Source organism: Streptomyces sp. NPDC126499 (assembly GCF_040302485.1).
Lineage (GTDB): Bacteria > Actinomycetota > Actinomycetes > Streptomycetales > Streptomycetaceae > Streptomyces.
Genome location: NZ_JBEOUO010000010.1, coordinates 203,972 through 222,589, shown reverse-complemented (window position 1 = coordinate 222,589; position 18,618 = coordinate 203,972). Strand labels below are relative to the sequence as shown.

Sequence of the window (18,618 nt, the reverse complement as noted above, 5' to 3'; positions counted from 1 at the left end):
ATCCCGTACCAGGAGGCACCTTCGATGTCGGTCCCCCAGCCCACCGCCGCCGAGCGCGGTGAGCAGATCCTCGCCGTCTTCGACACCGCCTTCGGCGAGCTGCTCGCCGCCGACCCGGCCGCCTTCAAGGTCAAGTTCCGGAAGATGGCCGGATCCGCCTTCGCCTTCTACCGGGGCACGGCGTGCCTGTTCTACAAGGACCTGGAGCGCGAGGCGCACGGCGGGCCGTATCTGGACGAGCGGACCGGCCGGGTGTGGATCCACGGCGATCTGCACGCCGAGAACTTCGGCACGTACATGGACGCCACCGGCCGGCTGATCTTCAACGTCAACGACTTCGACGAGGCGTACGTCGGGCCCTTCACCTGGGACCTCAAGCGGCTCGCCGCGTCCCTGGCGCTCATCGGCTACGGCAAGGCGCTCGGCGACGCGCAGATCACCCACCTGGTGCGGGTCTACGCCGCCGCCTACCGGGAGCGGATCCACGCCCTGGCGACCGGCGCGAAGAACGACGAGCTGCCGCCGTTCACCCTGGACACGGCCGAGGGCGCCCTGCTGGACGCGCTGCGCGAGGCCCGCTCGCTGACCCGGTTCGGGCTGCTGGACTCCATGACGGAGATCCGCGAGTTCGAGCGCCGCTTCACGGCCGGCGGCGGCTCGATCGAGCTGGACGCGGCCGACCGCTACCGGGTCCTGGCCGCCTTCGACGGCTATCTGGAGACGCTGCCCGAGTCGAGCCTGGCCCGCCCGGACTCGTACCGGGTCAAGGACGTCGTGGGGCGGCGCGGCATCGGCATCGGCTCGGCCGGCCTGCCCTCGTACAACATCCTCCTGGAGGGCAACAGCGACGCCCTGGAGAACGACGTCGTCATCTACATGAAGCAGGCGCAGACACCGGCGGTTTCCCGCCATGTCACGGACCCGGCGGTACGGGGCTACTTCCACCACGAGGGGCACCGCACGGTGATCTCGCAGCGGGCGCTGCAGGCGCACGCGGACCCGTGGCTGGGCTGGACGGAGCTGGACGGGGCCGGGCAGCTGGTCGCGGAGGTCTCCCCGTACGCGGTGGACCTGGACTGGTCGGACATCGACGACCCTAAGGACATCGCGGCCACGGTCGCCGACCTCGGCCGGGCGACGGCGACGATGCACGCGGCGGCGGACGACTCCAGCGGCCACTCGCTGGTGCCGTTCTCCACGGAGCGGGCCATCGACGCGGCGATCGCGGCGGACGAGGAGGGCTTCGCCGAGCTCCTGGTGGACTTCGCGCACGCGTACGGCGCACGCGCGCGTGCCGACCACCAGATCTTCGTCGACCTGTTCCGCAACGGCCGGATACCGGGACTGTAGGGACGGCGCGGGACTCCCGGGGCTCCGGGGACTCCTGAGGCTCCGGCGACTCCCGGGGCTCGGCGGGACTGCTGGGACTCCTGGGGTCCGGGAGACCCCGTGGGTCCCCCGGGGTCTCTCACAGCTCGGTCTTAGGGACGTCTTACGGCCGGGCATGGCACACTTCCACGGCGATGGACATGGCAGGAATCCAGCTGAGAGCCCTCCGGGCGGCGTTCTTCACGGCACTGGTCGTGACGCTGTCCGTGGCCTCGCATGTCCTGCTCTCCGGTGTGCCGCTGCCGGTCGGGACGGTGGTCCCGGTCGCGGTGGCGGTCTTCGCCGCGGCGTACGCGCTGGCCGGCCGCGAGCGCGGCTTCGGCCCGATCGCCGGGCTGCTCGTGCCGCTGGAGCTGGCCGCCGACACGTTCTTCACCAGTGGGCAGGTGGCCTGTTACGGCCCCGCCGGCGGGCCGGTCGCCGGTTCGCTGCGCACGGTGGGCCTGGACGTGGACGCGCTGTGCGGCGGGGCCGTCGGCGCCCCGCTGCCGGGTGTGGCGGCCGCCGGGAGCGGCACCGCGGCCGGCCTGCTGAGCTCGCCCGATCCGGCCGTGCCGTGGCTGCTGCTCGCCGCCCATGTGGCGGTCGGGCTCGCGGCGGCCTCCTGGCTGCGCGGCGGGGAGCGCGCCCTGGCCCGGCTGCTGCGGGCGGCGGTCGCCTTCGCGTTCCGGCCGCTGCTGCTGGTGACGGCCTTCTTCCGCGCCTCGGGGACCGGGGCCGGCCCCCGGCGCACCGGGCACGTCGCCGGGCGGCCGCGCCGCTCGCGCACCCGGCTGCTCGTGCACTCCGTGGGGCGGCGGGGACCGCCCGGCGGCGCGAGCCCGTGGCGTCCCGCTCCGGCGTGACGCCCGCGCTCCCTCGCGCCGCCGCCCCTGCCCCCGCCCCCGCCCTCGTCTGGACCGGGGCCTTCTCCGGGCCGGGCCGGGTCGGTCGGCAGTCCCCTTTTCCACCTCCTCAGTCACGGAGAGCACGACCATGAGCAAGCGCAACAGCCAGGCCAACAAGGCAGCCGCCCGCGAGCGGCTGCGGATCGAGCGGGAGCGGCAGGCCAAGAAGGAGAAGGCCCGCCGCCAGATGATCGTCGCCGCAACCGCGGTGGGCGTCCTCGCCGTCGCCGGCGGCGTCGGCTACGCCGTCGTCCAGGCCGGCAAGCCGTCCGCGTGGGAGACGGCGGCGGACGCGAAGAACGTCACGGCCCCGAAGAACACCGAGGGCGAGAACGGCACCACGGTCGTCATCGGCAAGCCGGAGGCCAAGAAGACCCTGGAGATCTACGAGGACTCGCGCTGCCCGGTGTGCGCGACCTTCGAGCAGAACGTGGGCGCCACCGTCGACAAGGACGTCACCGACGGCAAGTACAAGCTCAAGTACGTGGGCGCGACCTTCATCGACAACGCCGACCAGGGCGAGGGCTCGAAGAACGCCCTCTCCGCCCTCGGCGCCGCGCTGAACGTGAGCCCCGAGGCCTTCCTGAAGTACAAGGCGGCGCTGTACTCGACGAAGTTCCACCCCGAGGAGAGCCAGGACAAGTTCGCCAAGGACTCCTACCTCCTGGAGGTGGCGGACTCGGTCCCGGCCCTGAAGGACAACGCGGAGTTCAGGAAGGACGTGGAGAACGGCACCTTCGACGCCTGGGCGATGAAGATGTCGAAGGCGTTCGACGCCAGCGGGGTCGGGGCCACGCCGACCCTGAAGATGGACGGGAAGAAGCTGACCGCCGAGGGCAGCGACAACCCGCCGCTGACGGTGGACGAGTTCAACACGGCCCTGACGAAGGCCCTGAAGGGCTGACCGGATCGGAGCGCGGGCGCGTCCCGGGCCGGTCCGGATCGGGGCGCGGGCCCGTCTCGGGCCAGTCCGGACCGGCCCGGGGCGCCCGCCCGACGCGGCACCGGCCGAGACGGCGCCCGGACGAGGCGGCACCGGTCAGGGCGGCACCCGGACGAGGCGGCACCGGTAGGGCGGCACCGGTCAGGGCGCGAAGGAGAGCAGCCGGGGCACGGGCCGGTCGTCGTCGCCGCTGACCATGTTCGGGCCGACGACGAGCCGGTCCTTCGCGTAGGCCAGCTTCCCGGCGAAGGTGTCGTACTCCTGCTTCCTCGCCGCCTCGGGGTGCCGCAGCAGCAGGACCGCCTTCTCCGCTCCCGGGCCGATCCGCCGGACCAGGCCCGGCCGGCTGGGGGTGGCCGCCTCGTAGACGACGGCCGCGGGCCCGGCGGCGCTCAGCGGGTACAGCCTGCGGCCGGTGTTCTCCCGCACGCCCCAGAGGAGCTTCCCGGTGGTCAGGTCGTAGGCGCCGAGCTTGCTCTCGGTGCCGAGGAAGACGGTGTTCGGGCCGACGACCGCTCCGGGGCAGTTCTGGACGCCCTCGCCCGCGTCCCCGGCGTCGGCGCAGTGCTCGAAGCCCTTGCCCCGCGCGTCGACAGTGCCGCGGACCCGGCCGTCGGACCCGAGGGCGACCACCCGCCAGTCCTCGGCGTACACCTGGGCGTCGAGCGTGGTGATGACGGCGGGTTCGACCGAGAGGACCTTGCCGAGCTTGCGGCCCCTCGGGGTGTCGTGGCGCCACAGCACCTTGCCGGTGGCCGGGTCGAGGGAGCGGATCCGGCTGTACGCCCTGCCCTCGGCGCCGAGCGCGCAGGTGGCGGTCACCAGGAGCCGCCGGCCGCCGGCGACGTCGTCGGGGTAGCAGCCGCCCGGGTCCTCCTTGGGGATGTCGTAGAGCCTGGCGCCGTCGGAGATCCGGTAGGCGGCGGCCTTCATGTTCTGCACGACGGCGACGGTGTCCCCGCTGACGGCGGTGTGCACGATGATCGTGCTGTCCAGCGTGCCGGTCTGGACGAGCTCCTTGTGCCAGCCCTGGCGGCCGGTGCGCAGGTCGATCATCCGCATCTGGTTGCAGCGGCTGCCCTGCTGGGAGTCGCGGTTGCGGTGGACGACGACGACCCGCCCGTCGGGCGTGGTGTCGACGGGCGTCTCGCAGACGGGGTGGGGCAGCGGGACGCTCCACAGTTCGGTGCCGTCGCTCAGCCGGCGGGCGGTGACCTTCTTGTACAGGGCCTGGACGACGGTGTCGCCGACGATCCACAGGTCGTGGGCGAGGGTGCTGCCCCGGGGCAGGTCGGTCGGGTCCTGGGCGATCCAGGCCGCCGCCTCCCCCGGCTTGCGGGCCGCCGCGAGCTCCGCGGCGGTCGGGATCCGCTGCGCCTCCGGCACCGGCGCGGTGGTGCGCGGCGGGCGGGCGCTCGGGCTCGCGGTGGCGGTCGGACCGGGCTTGGCGTCGGTGCGGCGCCGGTCCGCCGCACGGTCCTTCCAGAGGTACGCGCCGCCGGCCGCGACCAGCAGCAGGGCGAGTACGGCGGCGAGCAGCGGGGCCCGGCCGGGCCGCCGTCGGCGGGGCGGCGGCCCCCCGGGGCCGGGCCACGGTCCGAAGCCGGGGCCGGGATGCGCCGGGCCGGGATGCGCCGGGCCGGTGTGCCGGGCGTCCCCGGGTCCCCCGGAGGCGTACGGGTTGTCCGGCACCGGCCCTTGCCGGGGACGGTGGTCGTACCAGGGCTGATGGGTCATCGGATTCGTTCCCCCCGCTGCCGATGAAGGATCTGGTGCGCAGTCAGGTTAGCCAGGCCCGCCGTGGCCCGTGGCCGGACGGGGCCCGTGACGGGAGGTGACCCGTGGCCGGACCGAAACCCGCCGCGAAGAGTTGGCGAACTTTTCCCGCTCCCCTGCCCGTTCGTCATACCAGTCGGTAATCTGACGGCCCGTGACCAGTCGTAAGCTCATATCCGCTCCCAGTCGCCGTACCGTCGTGAAGGCCGCCGCAGTGACGGCCGTCATGACCCCGGCGCTGGTGGCCACCGCCCCGACCGCGCTCGCGGAGTCCGGGGCCCCGCAGTTCCTCCACGGAGTCGCCTCGGGCGACCCGCTGCCCGACGGCGTCCTGCTGTGGACGCGCGTCACCCCCACCCCCGACGCCCTGCCCGGCTCCGGCCTCGGCCCCGACGTCACGGTCGGCTGGGAGCTGTCCGAGGACCGCTCCTTCACCCGGACCGTGGCGAGCGGCACGACCCTCGCCACCGCCGCCTCCGACCACACCGTGAAGGTGGACGTGCGGGGTCTGCGCCCGGCCACGTCCTACTGGTTCCGGTTCACCGCGGACGGGATCGTCTCCGCCGAGGGCCGCACCCGCACCGCGCCGGCGGTCGACGCGGCCGCGCCGGGCGTCCGCTTCGGGGTGGTGTCCTGCGCCAACTGGGAGGCGGGGTACTTCTCCGCCTACCGCCACCTGGCCGCCCGCACGGACCTGGACGCGGTCCTCCATCTCGGCGACTACGTCTACGAGTACGGGACCGGCTCCTATCCGGCCGCGAAGTACACCGTCCGGCAGCACCGGCCGGCCCACGAGATCGTCTCGCTGGCCGACTACCGCCTGCGGCACGCCACGTACAAGACGGACGCCGATCTCCAGGCCCTGCACGCGGCCCATCCGGTCGTCGCGATCTGGGACGACCACGAGTTCGCCAACGACGCCTGGTCGGACGGGGCGGAGAACCACACGGCGGGCGCCGAGGGTGCCTGGGCGGACCGGGTGGCGGCGGCCAAGCAGGCCTACTTCGAGTGGATGCCGGTGCGCACCTCGACCGAGGGCACGGTCTACCGGCGGCTTCGTTTCGGCCGGCTGGCCGATCTGCATCTGCTCGACCTGCGCTCGTTCCGCTCGCGGCAGTCGGGCGTGGGCAGCGGCGCGGTGGACGACCCGGAGCGCACCCTGACCGGGCGGGCGCAGCTGGACTGGCTGAAGTCGGGGCTGGCCGCCTCGGACGCGACCTGGCAGCTGGTCGGCACCTCGGTGATGATCTCGCCGGTCGCCTTCGGCGCGCTCCCGGCGGATCTCCTCGGCCCGCTGGCCGAGCTGCTCGGGCTGCCCAAGGAGGGCATCGCCGTCAACGTCGACCAGTGGGACGGCTACACGGACGACCGCAGGGAGCTGCTGCGGCATCTGACGGACCGGGGCATCCGAAACACGGTGTTCCTGACCGGTGACATCCACATGGCCTGGGCCAACGACGTGCCGGTGAAGGCGTCGACGTATCCGCTGTCGGGGTCGGCCGCGACGGAGTTCGTGGTGACCTCGGTGACCTCGGACAACCTGGACGACCTGCTGCACGTGGCGCCGGGCACGGTCTCGGTGGTGGCGTCCGGGGCGATCAGGACCGCCAACCGGCATGTGAAGTGGGTGGACATGGACCACCACGGCTACGGGGTGCTCGACGTGACCGCGGAGCGCTCGCAGATGGACTACTACACGGTCTCCGACCGTGCGGACCGGGACGCGACGACGGCCTGGACGCGTTCCTACCGGACGCTGAACGGAACGCAGCGTGTCGAGCGGGTGTACCAGCCGGTCCACTGACGGACACCGAGGGACGACCATCGGACACCCCTCGGACATCTATACGACGATTTTCAGCCATGATCTCTCCTGTTAACGGGAGATCACACAGCGACGGCGGGTGGCGTGTTCGGAGCATCGAATCCGGACACACCACCCGCCTTTGACGTCTCTTCTGTTACGTCCACATCTCAAACTCCGGAATCGGCGCAAGTTTTTCTTCCCGATGCACCGTTTTGCCCGATGAATGATTGGGCTTGATCACTCCTCAACGCAGCCTGACATGGACGCGTAATCTCCCCGCCGTGGCGAGGAAGTACCTCTCCACCACCCCCCGCGAGGAGTCACCCGTGCGTGCTCTTGTCCGTATATCGCCGCGTATGTCACGTCGTCTGCTCGGCACCGCCGTCATGGCCGGAACCCTGGCCCTGGCCCCGCTCTCCGCCCCGGTGGCGGCCCCGTCGACCACCACCACTCTGGCCGCCGCCGAGGAGTGCGTGGACAGCCACGACGCCCATGACCACGAGGCCCTGTCCGGCGCCCGCAAGGCCAAGGGCAACGCCACCAAGGCCGAGCCCAACGAGGTCACCGCCGCCCAGGCCAAGGCCATGGACGAGGACCTGAAGAAGAGAGTGGCCGAGGCCCGCGCCGCCGGCCGCGCCACCGCCTCCGCCGGCACCGCCGCGGCCACCATCCCCGTCTACTTCCACGTCATCCACAGCGGGGCGACGGGCAAGCTCTCCGCCACGGACATCAACAACCAGATGGCCGTGCTCAACTCGGCCTTCGGCGGCCAGGGCACCGGCAACGTGAACACGGGCTTCCAGTTCAGCCTGGCGGCGACCACCTACACGGACAACCCCACCTGGTACAACCTGTCCTCCGGCTCCACCGCCGAGAAGCAGATGAAGCAGACCCTCCGCCAGGGCGGCGCGAACGCGCTGAACATCTACACCGCCAACCTCAGCGGCGGCCTGCTCGGCTGGGCGACCTTCCCGTCCTCGTACCAGTCCAACCCGACCATGGACGGCGTCGTCCTCCTCGACGCCTCCCTGCCGGGCGGCTCGGCGGCCAACTACAACCAGGGCGACACCGCCACCCACGAGGTCGGCCACTGGATGGGCCTCTACCACACCTTCCAGGGCGGCTGCACCGGCAACGGCGACTACGTCGCCGACACCCCGGCCGAGAAGAGCCCGGCCTACGAGTGCCCGACCGGCCGTGACTCCTGCGCCTCCAAGGCCGGTGTGGACCCGATCCACAACTTCATGGACTACACGTACGACGCCTGCATGTACCAGTTCACCACGGGCCAGGTGACCCGCATGAACGACCACTGGGTCGCGTACCGCGCCTGACGGACCGTCCGGAGACAAGGGTGTGGCCCCCGGGGATTCCCCCGGGGGCCACACCCCTTCGCACGACCGGCGGCCGCCTCCTACAGACTGTCGAGGAAGCCCAGCGCCACCGCCCAGGTCCGCTCGGCCGCCTCCGCGTCCCAGTCCGGCAGGTCCGGGTCGGTGTACAGGTGCCCGGCACCCCGGTAGCGGTAGACCTCCACGTCCGCACCGGCCTTGCGCATCTGCAGGTACCAGGACGACAGCCACTCGTCCGTCTCGAACGGATCGGGCTCGGCCACGTGCAGCTGCACCGGCAGCTCGTCCACCGACGCCGACTCCGCGATGTCCGAGGTGCCGTGGATCAGCAGCAGCCCCCGGGCCTTCTCGTCGCCCAGCGCCAGGGTCTGCGCCACCGAGGCGCCGAACGAGAAGCCCATGTAGACCAGTCCGCGCTCCGAGTACGGGGCCGCGGCCATGACCGCCCGGCGAAGCAGCTCGTCCTTGCCGATCCCGTCCCGCAGCGCCATGCCCTCCTCGACCGTCGTGACCGTCCGGCCGTCGAAGAGGTCCGGCGTCCACACCTGGTGCCCGGCGGCCCGCAGCCGCTCGGCCGCGGCCTCCACCGCGGGGGTCAGGCCGTACGCCGAGTGGAAAAGCATGATGTCCATGCGGCCCATCCTGCCACCCGGGAAAGCGACGGCCGTCTAGCGCATGCTGCGCACGTCCAGCTGGCGCAGCACCCTGTCCACCACCTCCGGGTCGGCCCCCGGTTCGCTGCGCGCCGAGAGGACCGCGTGGCGGGCCGCCGACATCATCTCCCGCTGGATCCGCTGGACGGCCTTCAGCCGCTCGACCCGCTGCGCGAACGCGGCCCGCCGCTCCTCGTCCAGCACGTCCGGGCTGATCCGCGCCCCGATGTCGAAGGCCCCGCGCAGCAGCCGCTCGGCGACCTCCTCCGGCAGCTCCTCCTGCTCCTCGATCTGCTTCAGCCGGTGCTTGGCCGCCTTCGCCGCCCGCAGCGCGAGCTCCCGCTCGAAGGCGCGCTCGGCGTCCGTGTCGGCCTGCACACCGAGCCGGCGCACCAGCCAGGGCAGGGTGAGCCCCTGCACCACCAGCGTGGCGATGATCACGCAGAAGGCGATGAAGATCAGCTCGTCGCGGCCGGGGAAGGGCGAACCGTCGTCCGTGCGCAGCGGGATGGCGAGCGCCAGCGCGACCGAGGCCACCCCGCGCATCCCAGACCACCACATGACGACGGTCTCGCGCCAGCTGGTCGGGATCTCCTCGGCGTAGTCACGGCGGGTGTGCAGCCGCTTCGCCAGCCAGGTCGCGGGCAGCAGCCACAGCAGCCGGACGCCCACCACGACGCCGACGACGGCCGCGCCCCAGCCGAGCATCTCCCAGCCGCGCTCGTCGGCGATGCCGAAGACATGGATGAGCTCCAGGCCGATGAGCCCGAAGGCGATGCCGGTGACCAGCGTGTCGACGACCTCCCAGAAGGTCTGCCCGGCCAGCCGCCCCATCACGTCGTCGGCGTCGAGCGCGTGCTCGGCGAGGAACAGCGCCGTCACGAGCACCGCGAGGACCCCGGAGCCGTGCAGTTCCTCGGCGAGGACGTAGGCGACGAACGGCACGAGGAGGGTGAGCCCGGTCTGCAGCGTGGCGTCGCCGAGGAAGCCCATCAGCTTGTTCGCGGTCCAGCCGAGGGCCAGGCCGGCCACGACCGCCACGACGGCGGACAGCACGAGCTGCCCGAGCGCCTCCGGCCAGGAGAACTCCCCGCTGACCACGGCGGTGATCGCCACGTGGTAGAGCACGATCGCGGTGACGTCGTTGAAGAGCCCCTCGCCCTCCAGGATCGACACGAGCCGCCGGGGCAGCCCGAGCGATCCGGCGACGGCGGTCGCCGCGACCGGGTCGGGCGGCGCCACCAGGGCCCCGAGCGCGAGCGCGGCGGCCAGCGGGATGCCCGGCACCAGCGCGTTCGCGACCGCGCCGACGGCGGCCGTGGTGACGAAGACCAGGGCCACCGCGAGCAGGAAGATCGGCCGTCTGTTCGCCGCGAACTGCCGCCAGGAGGTGCGCTGCACCGAGGCGTAGAGCAGCGGCGGCAGCACCAGCGGGAGGATGTACTCCGGCGGGATGTCGACGTTCGGTACGAAGGGCAGGAAGGCCAGCACGATCCCGACGAGGGTCATCAGGACCGGCGCCGGCAGCCCGAGCCGGTCCCCGAGCGGAACGGTCAGCACGGCGCCGAGCAGCAGCAAGAACAACAGGGCCAATTGATCCACGGCCCTACCCTGCCACGTATGCCCGTTTTCACCCCTCAGGGGGCGGGCGCCGGAGGGACCGCACCACCGGCGCGGGGGCCTCCGGCCGCCTCCGGCTACAGGGCTCTGCGCATGGCCCGGTGCGCGATGCCCGCGTCCGGGAACTCGGGACCGTACGCCTCGTACCCGAGCCGCTCGTAGAAGCCGAGGGCATGCGTCTGGGCGTGCAGGTCGACGGCGGCGAGCCCGCGTGCGCGGGCCGCGTCCTCGATGGCCCGCACCAGGGCCGCGCCGACACCGAGGCCACGGGCGGCCCGGGTCACCGCGAGCCGGCCGAGGGAGCCCACCGAGGCGTCCCCGGTCTTGCCGACCGCGTCCGCCCCGTACAGCAGCCGCCCGGTGCCCAGCGGGACGCCGTCCGCGCGGACCGCGAGCACGTGCACGGCGGTCTCGTCGTACGTGTCGTACTCGATCTCCTGCGCAACGCCCTGCTCCTCGACGAAGACCTCGCGGCGCACGGCGAAGCACGCCTCCCGGTCGTCGCCCTTCAGCGCCTCGCGGACCTCGTACGCCACGGCCTCCGTGGACTCGGCGTCCGTCCCTGTCGTCGTCATCGGCTCTCCTCCGCGATCCGGTCGAGGGCGGTCTGCAGGTCCGCCGGGTAGGTGCTGGAGAACTCGACCCACCGCCCGTCGCCGGGGTGCTCGAAGCCCAGCCGCACCGCGTGCAGCCACTGCCGGGTCAGACCGAGGCGCTTGGCCATGGTCGGGTCGGCGCCGTAGGTGAGGTCGCCGACGCAGGGGTGGCGGTGGGCGGACATGTGCACCCGGATCTGGTGGGTGCGGCCCGTCTCCAGCTTGATGTCGAGCAGCGAGGCCGCCCGGTAGGCCTCGATCAGGTCGTAGTGGGTCACGGACGCCTTGCCGTCGGCGGTCACGGCCCACTTGTAGTCGTGGTTCGGGTGGCGGCCGATGGGCGCGTCGATGGTGCCGCTCATCGGGTCCGGGTGGCCCTGCACCAGGGCGTGGTAGCGCTTGTCGACCGTGCGCTCCTTGAACTGGCGCTTCAGCGACGTGTACGCGTACTCCGACTTCGCCACCACCATCAGGCCGGACGTGCCGACGTCGAGGCGGTGCACGATGCCCTGGCGCTCGGCGGCGCCGGAGGTGGAGATGCGGTAGCCGGCGGCGGCGAGGCCGCCGATCACCGTGGTGCCGGTCCAGCCGGGGCTGGGGTGGGCGGCGACCCCGACCGGCTTCATGATCACGACGATGTCGTCGTCGTCGTGGACGATCTCCATGCCCTCCACGGGCTCGGCCACGACCTGCACCGGGGCGGGCGCGCCGGGCATCTCGACCTCGAGCCACGCGCCACCGCTGACCCGCTCGGACTTGCCGACGACGGCGCCGTCGACCAGGACCTTGCCTGCGGCGGCCAGCTCGGCCGCCTTCGTACGGGAGAACCCGAACATGCGGGAGATGGCGGCGTCGACGCGCTCGCCCTCCAGGCCGTCGGGAACGGGCAGCGTGCGGATCTCGGGACTCGTGCTCACCCGTCGAGTATGCCTTGTGCGGCGGGTGCTCCGTCCGGAGCGCCCGCCGGGCCTGTGGACAACTCAGTCCTTGTGGACGTTGCCGTCGGGGTCCAGACCGCGGAAGGAGAGGATGACGATCAGGATGCCGCCGCAGACGATCGCCGAGTCGGCGAGGTTGAAGACGGCGAAGTGGGCGGGCGCGATGAAGTCCACGACCGCCCCCTCGAAGACGCCCGGCGAGCGGAAGATCCGGTCGGTCAGGTTGCCGAGCGCTCCGCCGAGGAGCAGGCCGAGCGCGATGGCCCAGGGCAGGCTGTAGAGCTTGCGCGCCAGCCGGATGATCACCACGATCACGACGGCCGCGATGCAGGTGAAGATGATCGTGAAGGCCTCGCCCATGCCGAAGGCGGCGCCGGGGTTGCGGATCGCCTCGAAGCGCAGCAGGTCGCCGATCACCTTGATCGGCTCGCGCCCCTCCAGCTTCTCCACCACGATCATCTTGCTGCCGAGGTCGAGCAGATAGGCGATCACGGCCACCACCAACAGCGCGGCGATCTTCCGCTTGCCCTTCGGCCGCTCCTCGGGAACGGCCGACTCGTCGGCTCCTGCTGAATCCGGCGTACCGATGACGCTCTCCGCCTCTGCCACGTGAGTCCCTCAACCTCGGTCCTGACTGTGCACCGAGGGTACGGCACAGCCGTGCGGCGAGGTCAGCCCCGGCGCTCCTGCTTCTGCTTGTCCTCCACACAGAGGGTGGCCCGCGGGAAGGCCTGCATCCTGGCCTTGCCGATGGGCTTCCCGCAGACCTCGCACAGGCCGTACGTGCCCGCGTCGAGCCGCTCCAGGGCGTGCTCGGTCTGCTCCAGCATCTCGCGGGCGTTCGCGGCCAGGGCCAGCTCGTGCTCGCGCGTGATGTTCTTGGTGCCGGTGTCGGCCTGGTCGTCGCCGGCGCCGTCGCCGGAGTCGCGCATCAGGCCGGTCAGCTCCTCCTGGGAGTGGGCGAGCTCGCTGCGCAGCCGGAGCACCTCGGCCTGGAGCTCCCTGCGGGCCTCGGCGACCTCCTCGGGGGACCAGGGGTCCTCGCCCGGGCGTACGGCGAGCTCACCGGCGCGTGCCGGGGGCACCGCGACGTCGGTCTCGGCCGTCGTGACGCCACCCGCGGTCTTCTTCGCTGCCACCGTCCTGGCTCCTGTCTTCTCTGTCGCGCTCTTCCCGCCCGTGGCGGTCTTCTTCACTGGGGTCGCCGTGCCCGCCGGTTCGCTGACGGCTTTGGGGGCGACGGCCTTGGGGGCGGCCGTCTTCCTCGCGGGCGCCTTCTTGGCGGGCGCCTTCTTCACGGGCGCCTTCTTGGCGGGCGCCTTCTTCACGGACGTCTTCTTCGCGGTCGTCTTCTTCGCTGCGGTTTTCGTCGGCACGGAGTTCACCGCGGCCGGCTCCGCCGCCTCCGGATTCTCGGCCGGCGCCTTCCTCACGGTCGTCTTCCTCACCGGTGCCTTCTTCTCCGGTGCCTTCTTCAGAGGCGCCGTCTTCGCGGGCGCCTTCGTGGCCGTGGCCTTCTTGGCCACCGCCTTCTTCGCGGGCGCGGACTTCTTCGCGGCCGGTGCCTTCGCGACCGCCGTCTTCGTGGCCGTCGTCTCCTTCGCGGCGGTCTTCTTCGCCACCATGTCGCGGCCCCTTCACATTTTGTGATCTTGCTCGCGAATCGTGCTGGGACGATAAATCGGCCCAAGGCCCGCGGCAACGGGGCACGCCGCCCATTCCGCCCGCCCCGGCGCCCTGCGGGGCGAGCCTGCCTCGGTTGTGCCCAGCTCCCCGGCCGGTTATCCGCGCCGCCACTCCCCCACTTGGCCCCAGCCGAAGTCCGCCGGACCCGTGTGCCCATTCGGGTCACGGGAAAAACGGTCGGCCTCCCCCGCCCCGGCCCCGTACACTGGGCGGAGCGAAAGGCTTGGATGGGGACGAGTAGCGTCGTACGCAGCCATGAGCGACCCGGGGACGGTGAGAGCCCGGGGGCGAGCCCGATGTGAAGCATCACCCCGGAGCTGCCGGAAGAAAGCCGCGGTCGCCCGCGGTGACTAGACCCGGCGTCGCGACCCCAATGAGGGGGCTCAGGGCGTCCGCGCCCGGGGCCAAGGAGGGTGGTACCGCGGGAGCAGTGCTCTCGTCCCTCCGACGGAACGAGGAACATCCGCCGGAGGAAGATCGATGTCTTCGCAGTACCGCCAGGTGCCCGCCCAGGTAGACCTGCCCGCGCTCGAGCGCGCCGTGCTCGATTTCTGGCACGACAACAAGGTCTTCGCCAAGACCCTGGAGCAGTCCGAGGGACGCCCGGAGTGGGTCTTCTACGAGGGCCCGCCCACCGCCAACGGCATGCCCGGCGCCCACCACATCGAGGCCCGCGTCTTCAAGGACGTCTTCCCTCGCTTCCGGACCATGCGCGGCTACCACGTCGCCCGCAAGGCCGGCTGGGACTGCCACGGCCTGCCGGTCGAGCTCGCCGTCGAGAAGGAGCTCGGCTTCTCCGGCAAGAAGGACATCGAGGCGTTCGGCATCGCCGAGTTCAACGCCAAGTGCCGCGAGTCCGTGACCCGCCACACCGACGCCTTCGCCGAGCTGACGACCCGGATGGGCTACTGGGTCGACCTCGACGACGCGTACCGGACCATGGACCCCTCGTACATCGAGTCGGTCTGGTGGTCGCTCAAGCAGATCTTCGACAAGGGCCTCCTGGTCCAGGACCACCGCGTCGCCCCCTGGTGCCCGCGCTGCGGCACCGGCCTGTCGGACCACGAGCTCGCGCAGGGCTACGAGACGGTCGTCGACCCCTCCGTCTACGTCCGCTTCCCGCTGACCTCCGGCCCCCTCGCCGGCAAGGCCGCGCTCCTGGTCTGGACGACCACCCCGTGGACCCTGGTGTCCAACACGGCGGTCGCCGCCCACCCCGAGGTGACCTACGTGGTCGCCACCGACGGCGACGAGCGACTGGTCGTCGCCGAGCCGCTGCTCGACAAGGCGCTCGGCGAGGGCTGGGTGACCACCGGCGAGTCCTTCACCGGCAAGGACATGGAGCGCTGGACCTACCAGCGCCCCTTCGAGCTGATCCCCTTCGACGCCCCGGCGCACTACGTCGTGAACGCCGACTACGTGACCACCGAGGACGGCACGGGTCTGGTCCACCAGTCCCCCGCCTTCGGTGAGGACGACCTCAAGGTCTGCCGCTCCTACGGCCTCCCGGTCGTGAACCCGGTCCGCCCCGACGGCACCTTCGAGGAGGACGTGCCGCTGGTCGGCGGCGTCTTCTTCAAGAAGGCCGACGAGGCGCTCACCGCCGACCTGGAGGCGCGCGGGCTGCTCTTCCGGCACATCGCGTACGAGCACAGCTACCCGCACTGCTGGCGCTGCCACACGGCGCTGCTGTACTACGCGCAGCCGTCCTGGTACATCCGTACGACCGCCGTGAAGGACCGCCTTCTCCAGGAGAACGAGAAGACGAACTGGTTCCCGGACTCGGTCAAGCACGGCCGCTTCGGCGACTGGCTGAACAACAACATCGACTGGGCGCTCTCCCGCAACCGCTACTGGGGCACCCCGCTGCCGATCTGGCGCTGCGAGGAGGGCCACCTCACGTGCGTCGGCTCGCGCGCCGAGCTGACCGAGCTGACCGGCACGGACCAGTCGGAGCTCGACCCGCACCGGCCGTACATCGACGACGTGACCTTCGGCTGCCCCGCGGAGGGCTGCTCGCTCCAGGCCGTGCGCGTCCCCGAGGTCATCGACGCCTGGTACGACTCGGGCTCCATGCCGTTCGCGCAGTACGGCTACCCGTACCAGAACAAGGAGCTGTTCGAGAGCCGCTACCCGGCGCAGTTCATCTCCGAGGCCATCGACCAGACCCGTGGCTGGTTCTACACGCTGATGGCGGTCGGCACGCTCGTCTTCGACAAGTCCTCGTACGAGAACGTGGTCTGCCTGGGCCACATCCTCGCCGAGGACGGCCGCAAGATGTCCAAGCACCTGGGCAACATCCTCCAGCCGATCCCGCTGATGGACCAGCACGGCGCCGACGCGGTGCGCTGGTTCATGGCGGCCGGCGGCTCGCCGTGGGCGGCGCGCCGGGTGGGCCACGGCACGATCCAGGAGGTGGTCCGCAAGACCCTCCTGACGTACTGGAACACGGTCGCCTTCCAGGCGCTGTACGCCCGCACCTCCGGCTGGGCGCCGTCCGCCGCCGACCCGGCGCCGGCCGACCGCCCGGTCCTCGACAAGTGGCTGCTGTCCGAGCTGCACACGCTGGTCGCCGGGGTCACCGAGGCGATGGAGTCGTACGACACCCAGCGCGCCGGCAAGCTGCTGTCCGCGTTCGTCGACGACCTCTCCAACTGGTACGTCCGCCGTTCGCGCCGCCGCTTCTGGCAGGGCGACGCCTCCGCGCTGCGCACCCTGCACGACGTCGTCGAGACGGTCACCCGCCTGATGGCCCCGCTCACCCCGTTCATCACCGAGCGGGTGTGGCAGGACCTGGTGGTCCCCGTGACCCCCGGTGCCCCCGAGTCCGTCCACCTGTCCTCGTGGCCGGAGTCGGACGGGTCCCTGGTCGACCCGGTGCTGTCCGAGCAGATGCTGCTGGTCCGGCGCCTGGTCGAGCTGGGCCGCGCCACGCGCGCCGAGTCCGGCGTGAAGACCCGCCAGCCGCTCTCCCGGGCGCTGGTGGCGGCGGCGGGCTTCGCCGACCTCTCCGAGGAGCTCCAGGCGCAGATCACGGAGGAGTTGAACGTCTCCTCGCTCGCCTCCCTGTCCGAGGTGGGCGGCAGCCTGGTCGACACGACCGCGAAGGCCAACTTCCGGGTGCTGGGCAAGCGCTTCGGCAAGGGCGTCCAGGACGTGGCGAAGGCGGTCGCGGCGGCCGACGCGGCGGCGCTGTCCCTGGCGCTGCGTTCCGGCGAGGCGACGCTGGAGGTCAACGGCGAGACGATCACCCTCACGCCCGAGGAGGTCATCATCACGGAGACCCCGCGCGAGGGCTGGTCGGTCGCCTCGGACTCCGGCGCGACGGTCGCCCTCGACCTGGAGATCACCCCGGAGCTCCGCAAGGCGGGCCTGGCCCGTGACGCGATCCGCCTGATCCAGGAGGCCCGCAAGAACAGCGGTCTCGACGTCGCGGACCGCATCGCCCTGCGCTGGACCTCTTCCTCGGCGGAGACGACGGAGGCCCTCACGGCCCACGCCTCACTCATCGCCGACGAGGTCCTGGCCACGGATTACGCGGAGGGCCCGGCCGACGACTCCTACGGCACCCCCTTCGAGGACGAGGGCCTGTCCCTCACCTTCCGCCTCCGCAAGGCGTAGCCCGACGGCGAGGGGCCCGGCACCGCATCGGTGGTGCCGGGCCCTTCGCCGTGTCCGCGCAACCGTCCCCGTATACCGTCCCCGTATACCGCCCGCGTGTACGTCCGCGCGCACGTCCGCGCGCACCGTCCGCGCCGGGTGGGCCCCGGCGTCCGGGGCGGCGCGGCCCGGACGCAAAAGGGCCGGGCCCTGGGGTCACCCCAGGGCCCGGCCCTTTTGACTGCCGACGACGGCTACGCGCATAGCACGCGCTGGTCCGCCGCCCTCAGTTGTCGTCCTCGTCGATCAGGAAGCCGCGCATCGGCGCCGGCGCCTGCTGCATCGGCTGCGGTGCCTGCGGGCGGACCGGAGCCATCGGCTGGGTCATCGCCGGGGACATCTGCTGCTGGCCGCCGTACGACGGGGCGCCGCCCATCGTGCCGTTGCCGCCGAACGACGGCGCGCTCGCGCCGGCCGAGGCCATCGAGGGCGACGGCGGCAGGGAGGCGGTCGCCGGGGTGCGCGGCGGGGCCAGCGAGTCGTCGGCCTGGGTCTCCAGCTGACGCAGCTGCGACTCCAGGTACGACTTCAGACGGGTCCGGTACTCACGCTCGAAGCCCCGCAGGTCCTCGACCTTGCGCTCGAGGGTCGCCCGCGCGGACTCGAGGGAGCCCATCGCGACGCGGTGCTTCTCCTGGGCGTCCCGCTCCAGGGCGTCGGCCTTGGCGCGGGCGTCCCGCTCCAGGCCCTCGGCGCGCGAACGCGCCTCGCCGACGATCTTGTTGGCCTCGGAACGGGCCTCCGCGATCGCCTGGTCGGCGGTCTGCTGCGCCAGCGAGAGCACGCGCGCGGCGCTGTCGCCGCCGGGGCCCTGGGCCGGCTGCATCTGCTGCATCGGCTGCTGCTGCGGGTGACCCATGGGGCCGCCCTGCATCGGGCCGGGACCCATCGGGCCGCCCTGCATCGGGCCGGGGCCCATGGGCCCGCCCTGCATGGGGCCCGCGGGAAGCTGCGGGGCACCGGACGGCAGCTGCGGCGGACCCATCTGCGGGGGCTGCTGCTGGACCGGCGGTCCGGATATGGCGGCGGGCACGGGGGCGCCGGGACCGACGGGACGATCCTGCGGCTCCGGCGGCTTGCGCATGCCCTGCTGCTGCTGGTTCTGCGCGGCGGCACGCGTCGCCGCGGCCAGCTTGGCGCGCAGGTCCTCGTTCTCGCGGAGCAGACGAGTCAGTTCGGCTTCGACCTCATCGAGGAAGGCATCGACCTCGTCCTCGTCATAGCCTTCTCGAAGGCGGACGGTCGTGAACTGCTTGTTCCGCACGTCCTCGGGGGTCAGCGGCATCTCTTCTTCACCTCTACGTAGTCGTC

At 72.0% G+C, this 18,618-nt stretch carries 15 protein-coding genes; 7 read left to right on the top strand and 8 right to left on the bottom strand.

The features are described from left to right. Nucleotides 1-24 precede the first annotated feature (24 nt). The 3 genes from ABTZ91_RS17675 to ABTZ91_RS17665 all read left to right on the top strand — a co-directional run bounded on the left by ABTZ91_RS17675 (nucleotide 25) and on the right by ABTZ91_RS17665 (nucleotide 3,180). Nucleotides 25-1,350 (top strand): DUF2252 domain-containing protein, encoded by a 1,326-nt coding sequence (locus tag ABTZ91_RS17675; RefSeq protein ID WP_352078071.1) that lies wholly within the window; start codon nucleotides 25-27, stop codon nucleotides 1,348-1,350. Between the two features lie 173 nt (nucleotides 1,351-1,523). Continuing rightward, the gene (locus ABTZ91_RS17670; RefSeq protein WP_352078070.1) at nucleotides 1,524-2,234 is read left to right on the top strand and encodes a hypothetical protein; all 711 of its coding nucleotides are present in this window, start codon (nucleotides 1,524-1,526) and stop codon (nucleotides 2,232-2,234) included. Nucleotides 2,235-2,364: 130 nt separating this feature from the next. Continuing rightward, nucleotides 2,365-3,180: a DsbA family protein gene (locus ABTZ91_RS17665; protein ID WP_352078069.1), complete on the top strand. Its 816-nt coding sequence runs from the start codon at nucleotides 2,365-2,367 to the stop codon at nucleotides 3,178-3,180. A gap of 180 nt (nucleotides 3,181-3,360) precedes the next feature. Here ABTZ91_RS17665 and ABTZ91_RS17660 read toward each other — a convergent pair whose 3' ends face one another. Further along, on the bottom strand, nucleotides 3,361-4,956 hold the full coding sequence (locus ABTZ91_RS17660; RefSeq protein WP_352078068.1) for a PQQ-binding-like beta-propeller repeat protein: 1,596 nt from the start codon (nucleotides 4,954-4,956) through the stop codon (nucleotides 3,361-3,363). 193 nt (nucleotides 4,957-5,149) lie between these two features. Between ABTZ91_RS17660 and ABTZ91_RS17655 the strand changes: the two genes are divergently transcribed. Both ABTZ91_RS17655 and ABTZ91_RS17650 read left to right on the top strand, forming a co-directional pair. Further along, nucleotides 5,150-6,799 carry an alkaline phosphatase D family protein gene (locus tag ABTZ91_RS17655; protein WP_352078067.1) on the top strand — a complete coding sequence of 550 codons (1,650 nt, stop codon included), beginning with the start codon at nucleotides 5,150-5,152 and terminating at the stop codon, nucleotides 6,797-6,799. Nucleotides 6,800-7,158: 359 nt separating this feature from the next. Further along, nucleotides 7,159-8,136 (top strand): zinc metalloprotease, encoded by a 978-nt coding sequence (locus tag ABTZ91_RS17650; RefSeq protein ID WP_352078066.1) that lies wholly within the window; start codon nucleotides 7,159-7,161, stop codon nucleotides 8,134-8,136. Between the two features lie 80 nt (nucleotides 8,137-8,216). Here the strand turns inward: ABTZ91_RS17650 and ABTZ91_RS17645 are convergent, their stop codons facing one another. The 6 genes from ABTZ91_RS17645 to ABTZ91_RS17620 form a co-directional block, all read right to left on the bottom strand. Then, nucleotides 8,217-8,786: a dienelactone hydrolase family protein gene (locus tag ABTZ91_RS17645; protein WP_352078065.1), complete on the bottom strand. Its 570-nt coding sequence runs from the start codon at nucleotides 8,784-8,786 to the stop codon at nucleotides 8,217-8,219. A 36-nt stretch (nucleotides 8,787-8,822) separates the two neighbouring features. Continuing rightward, the gene (locus tag ABTZ91_RS17640; RefSeq protein WP_352078064.1) at nucleotides 8,823-10,409 is read right to left on the bottom strand and encodes a Na+/H+ antiporter; all 1,587 of its coding nucleotides are present in this window, start codon (nucleotides 10,407-10,409) and stop codon (nucleotides 8,823-8,825) included. Between the two features lie 95 nt (nucleotides 10,410-10,504). Then, nucleotides 10,505-11,002, bottom strand: a complete 498-nt coding sequence (locus ABTZ91_RS17635) for a GNAT family N-acetyltransferase (protein ID WP_352078063.1) — start codon at nucleotides 11,000-11,002, stop codon at nucleotides 10,505-10,507. Then, entirely contained in the window at nucleotides 10,999-11,940 is a 942-nt protein-coding gene (locus tag ABTZ91_RS17630; RefSeq protein ID WP_352078062.1) for an RluA family pseudouridine synthase, read from the bottom strand. Before ABTZ91_RS17630 ends, ABTZ91_RS17635 begins: the two co-directional genes overlap by 4 nt. Nucleotides 11,941-12,003: 63 nt before the next feature. Next, complete coding sequence (gene lspA / locus ABTZ91_RS17625; RefSeq protein WP_352078061.1) at nucleotides 12,004-12,570, bottom strand: signal peptidase II; 567 nt, start codon at nucleotides 12,568-12,570, stop codon at nucleotides 12,004-12,006. Between the two features lie 62 nt (nucleotides 12,571-12,632). Next, nucleotides 12,633-13,289: a TraR/DksA C4-type zinc finger protein gene (locus ABTZ91_RS17620; protein WP_352078060.1), complete on the bottom strand. Its 657-nt coding sequence runs from the start codon at nucleotides 13,287-13,289 to the stop codon at nucleotides 12,633-12,635. Between ABTZ91_RS17620 and ABTZ91_RS17615 the strand changes: the two genes are divergently transcribed. Both ABTZ91_RS17615 and ileS read left to right on the top strand, forming a co-directional pair. Continuing rightward, nucleotides 13,270-13,611, top strand: a complete 342-nt coding sequence (locus ABTZ91_RS17615) for a hypothetical protein (RefSeq protein WP_352078059.1) — start codon at nucleotides 13,270-13,272, stop codon at nucleotides 13,609-13,611. The genes ABTZ91_RS17620 and ABTZ91_RS17615 overlap by 20 nt on opposite strands. Nucleotides 13,612-14,127: 516 nt before the next feature. Continuing rightward, on the top strand, nucleotides 14,128-17,268 hold the full coding sequence (ileS, locus tag ABTZ91_RS17610; protein WP_352078058.1) for an isoleucine--tRNA ligase: 3,141 nt from the start codon (nucleotides 14,128-14,130) through the stop codon (nucleotides 17,266-17,268). Nucleotides 17,269-17,533: 265 nt separating this feature from the next. Here ileS and ABTZ91_RS17605 read toward each other — a convergent pair whose 3' ends face one another. Beyond that, nucleotides 17,534-18,592 carry a DivIVA domain-containing protein gene (locus ABTZ91_RS17605; protein WP_352078057.1) on the bottom strand — a complete coding sequence of 353 codons (1,059 nt, stop codon included), beginning with the start codon at nucleotides 18,590-18,592 and terminating at the stop codon, nucleotides 17,534-17,536. Between the last annotated feature and the right edge of the window lie 26 nt (nucleotides 18,593-18,618).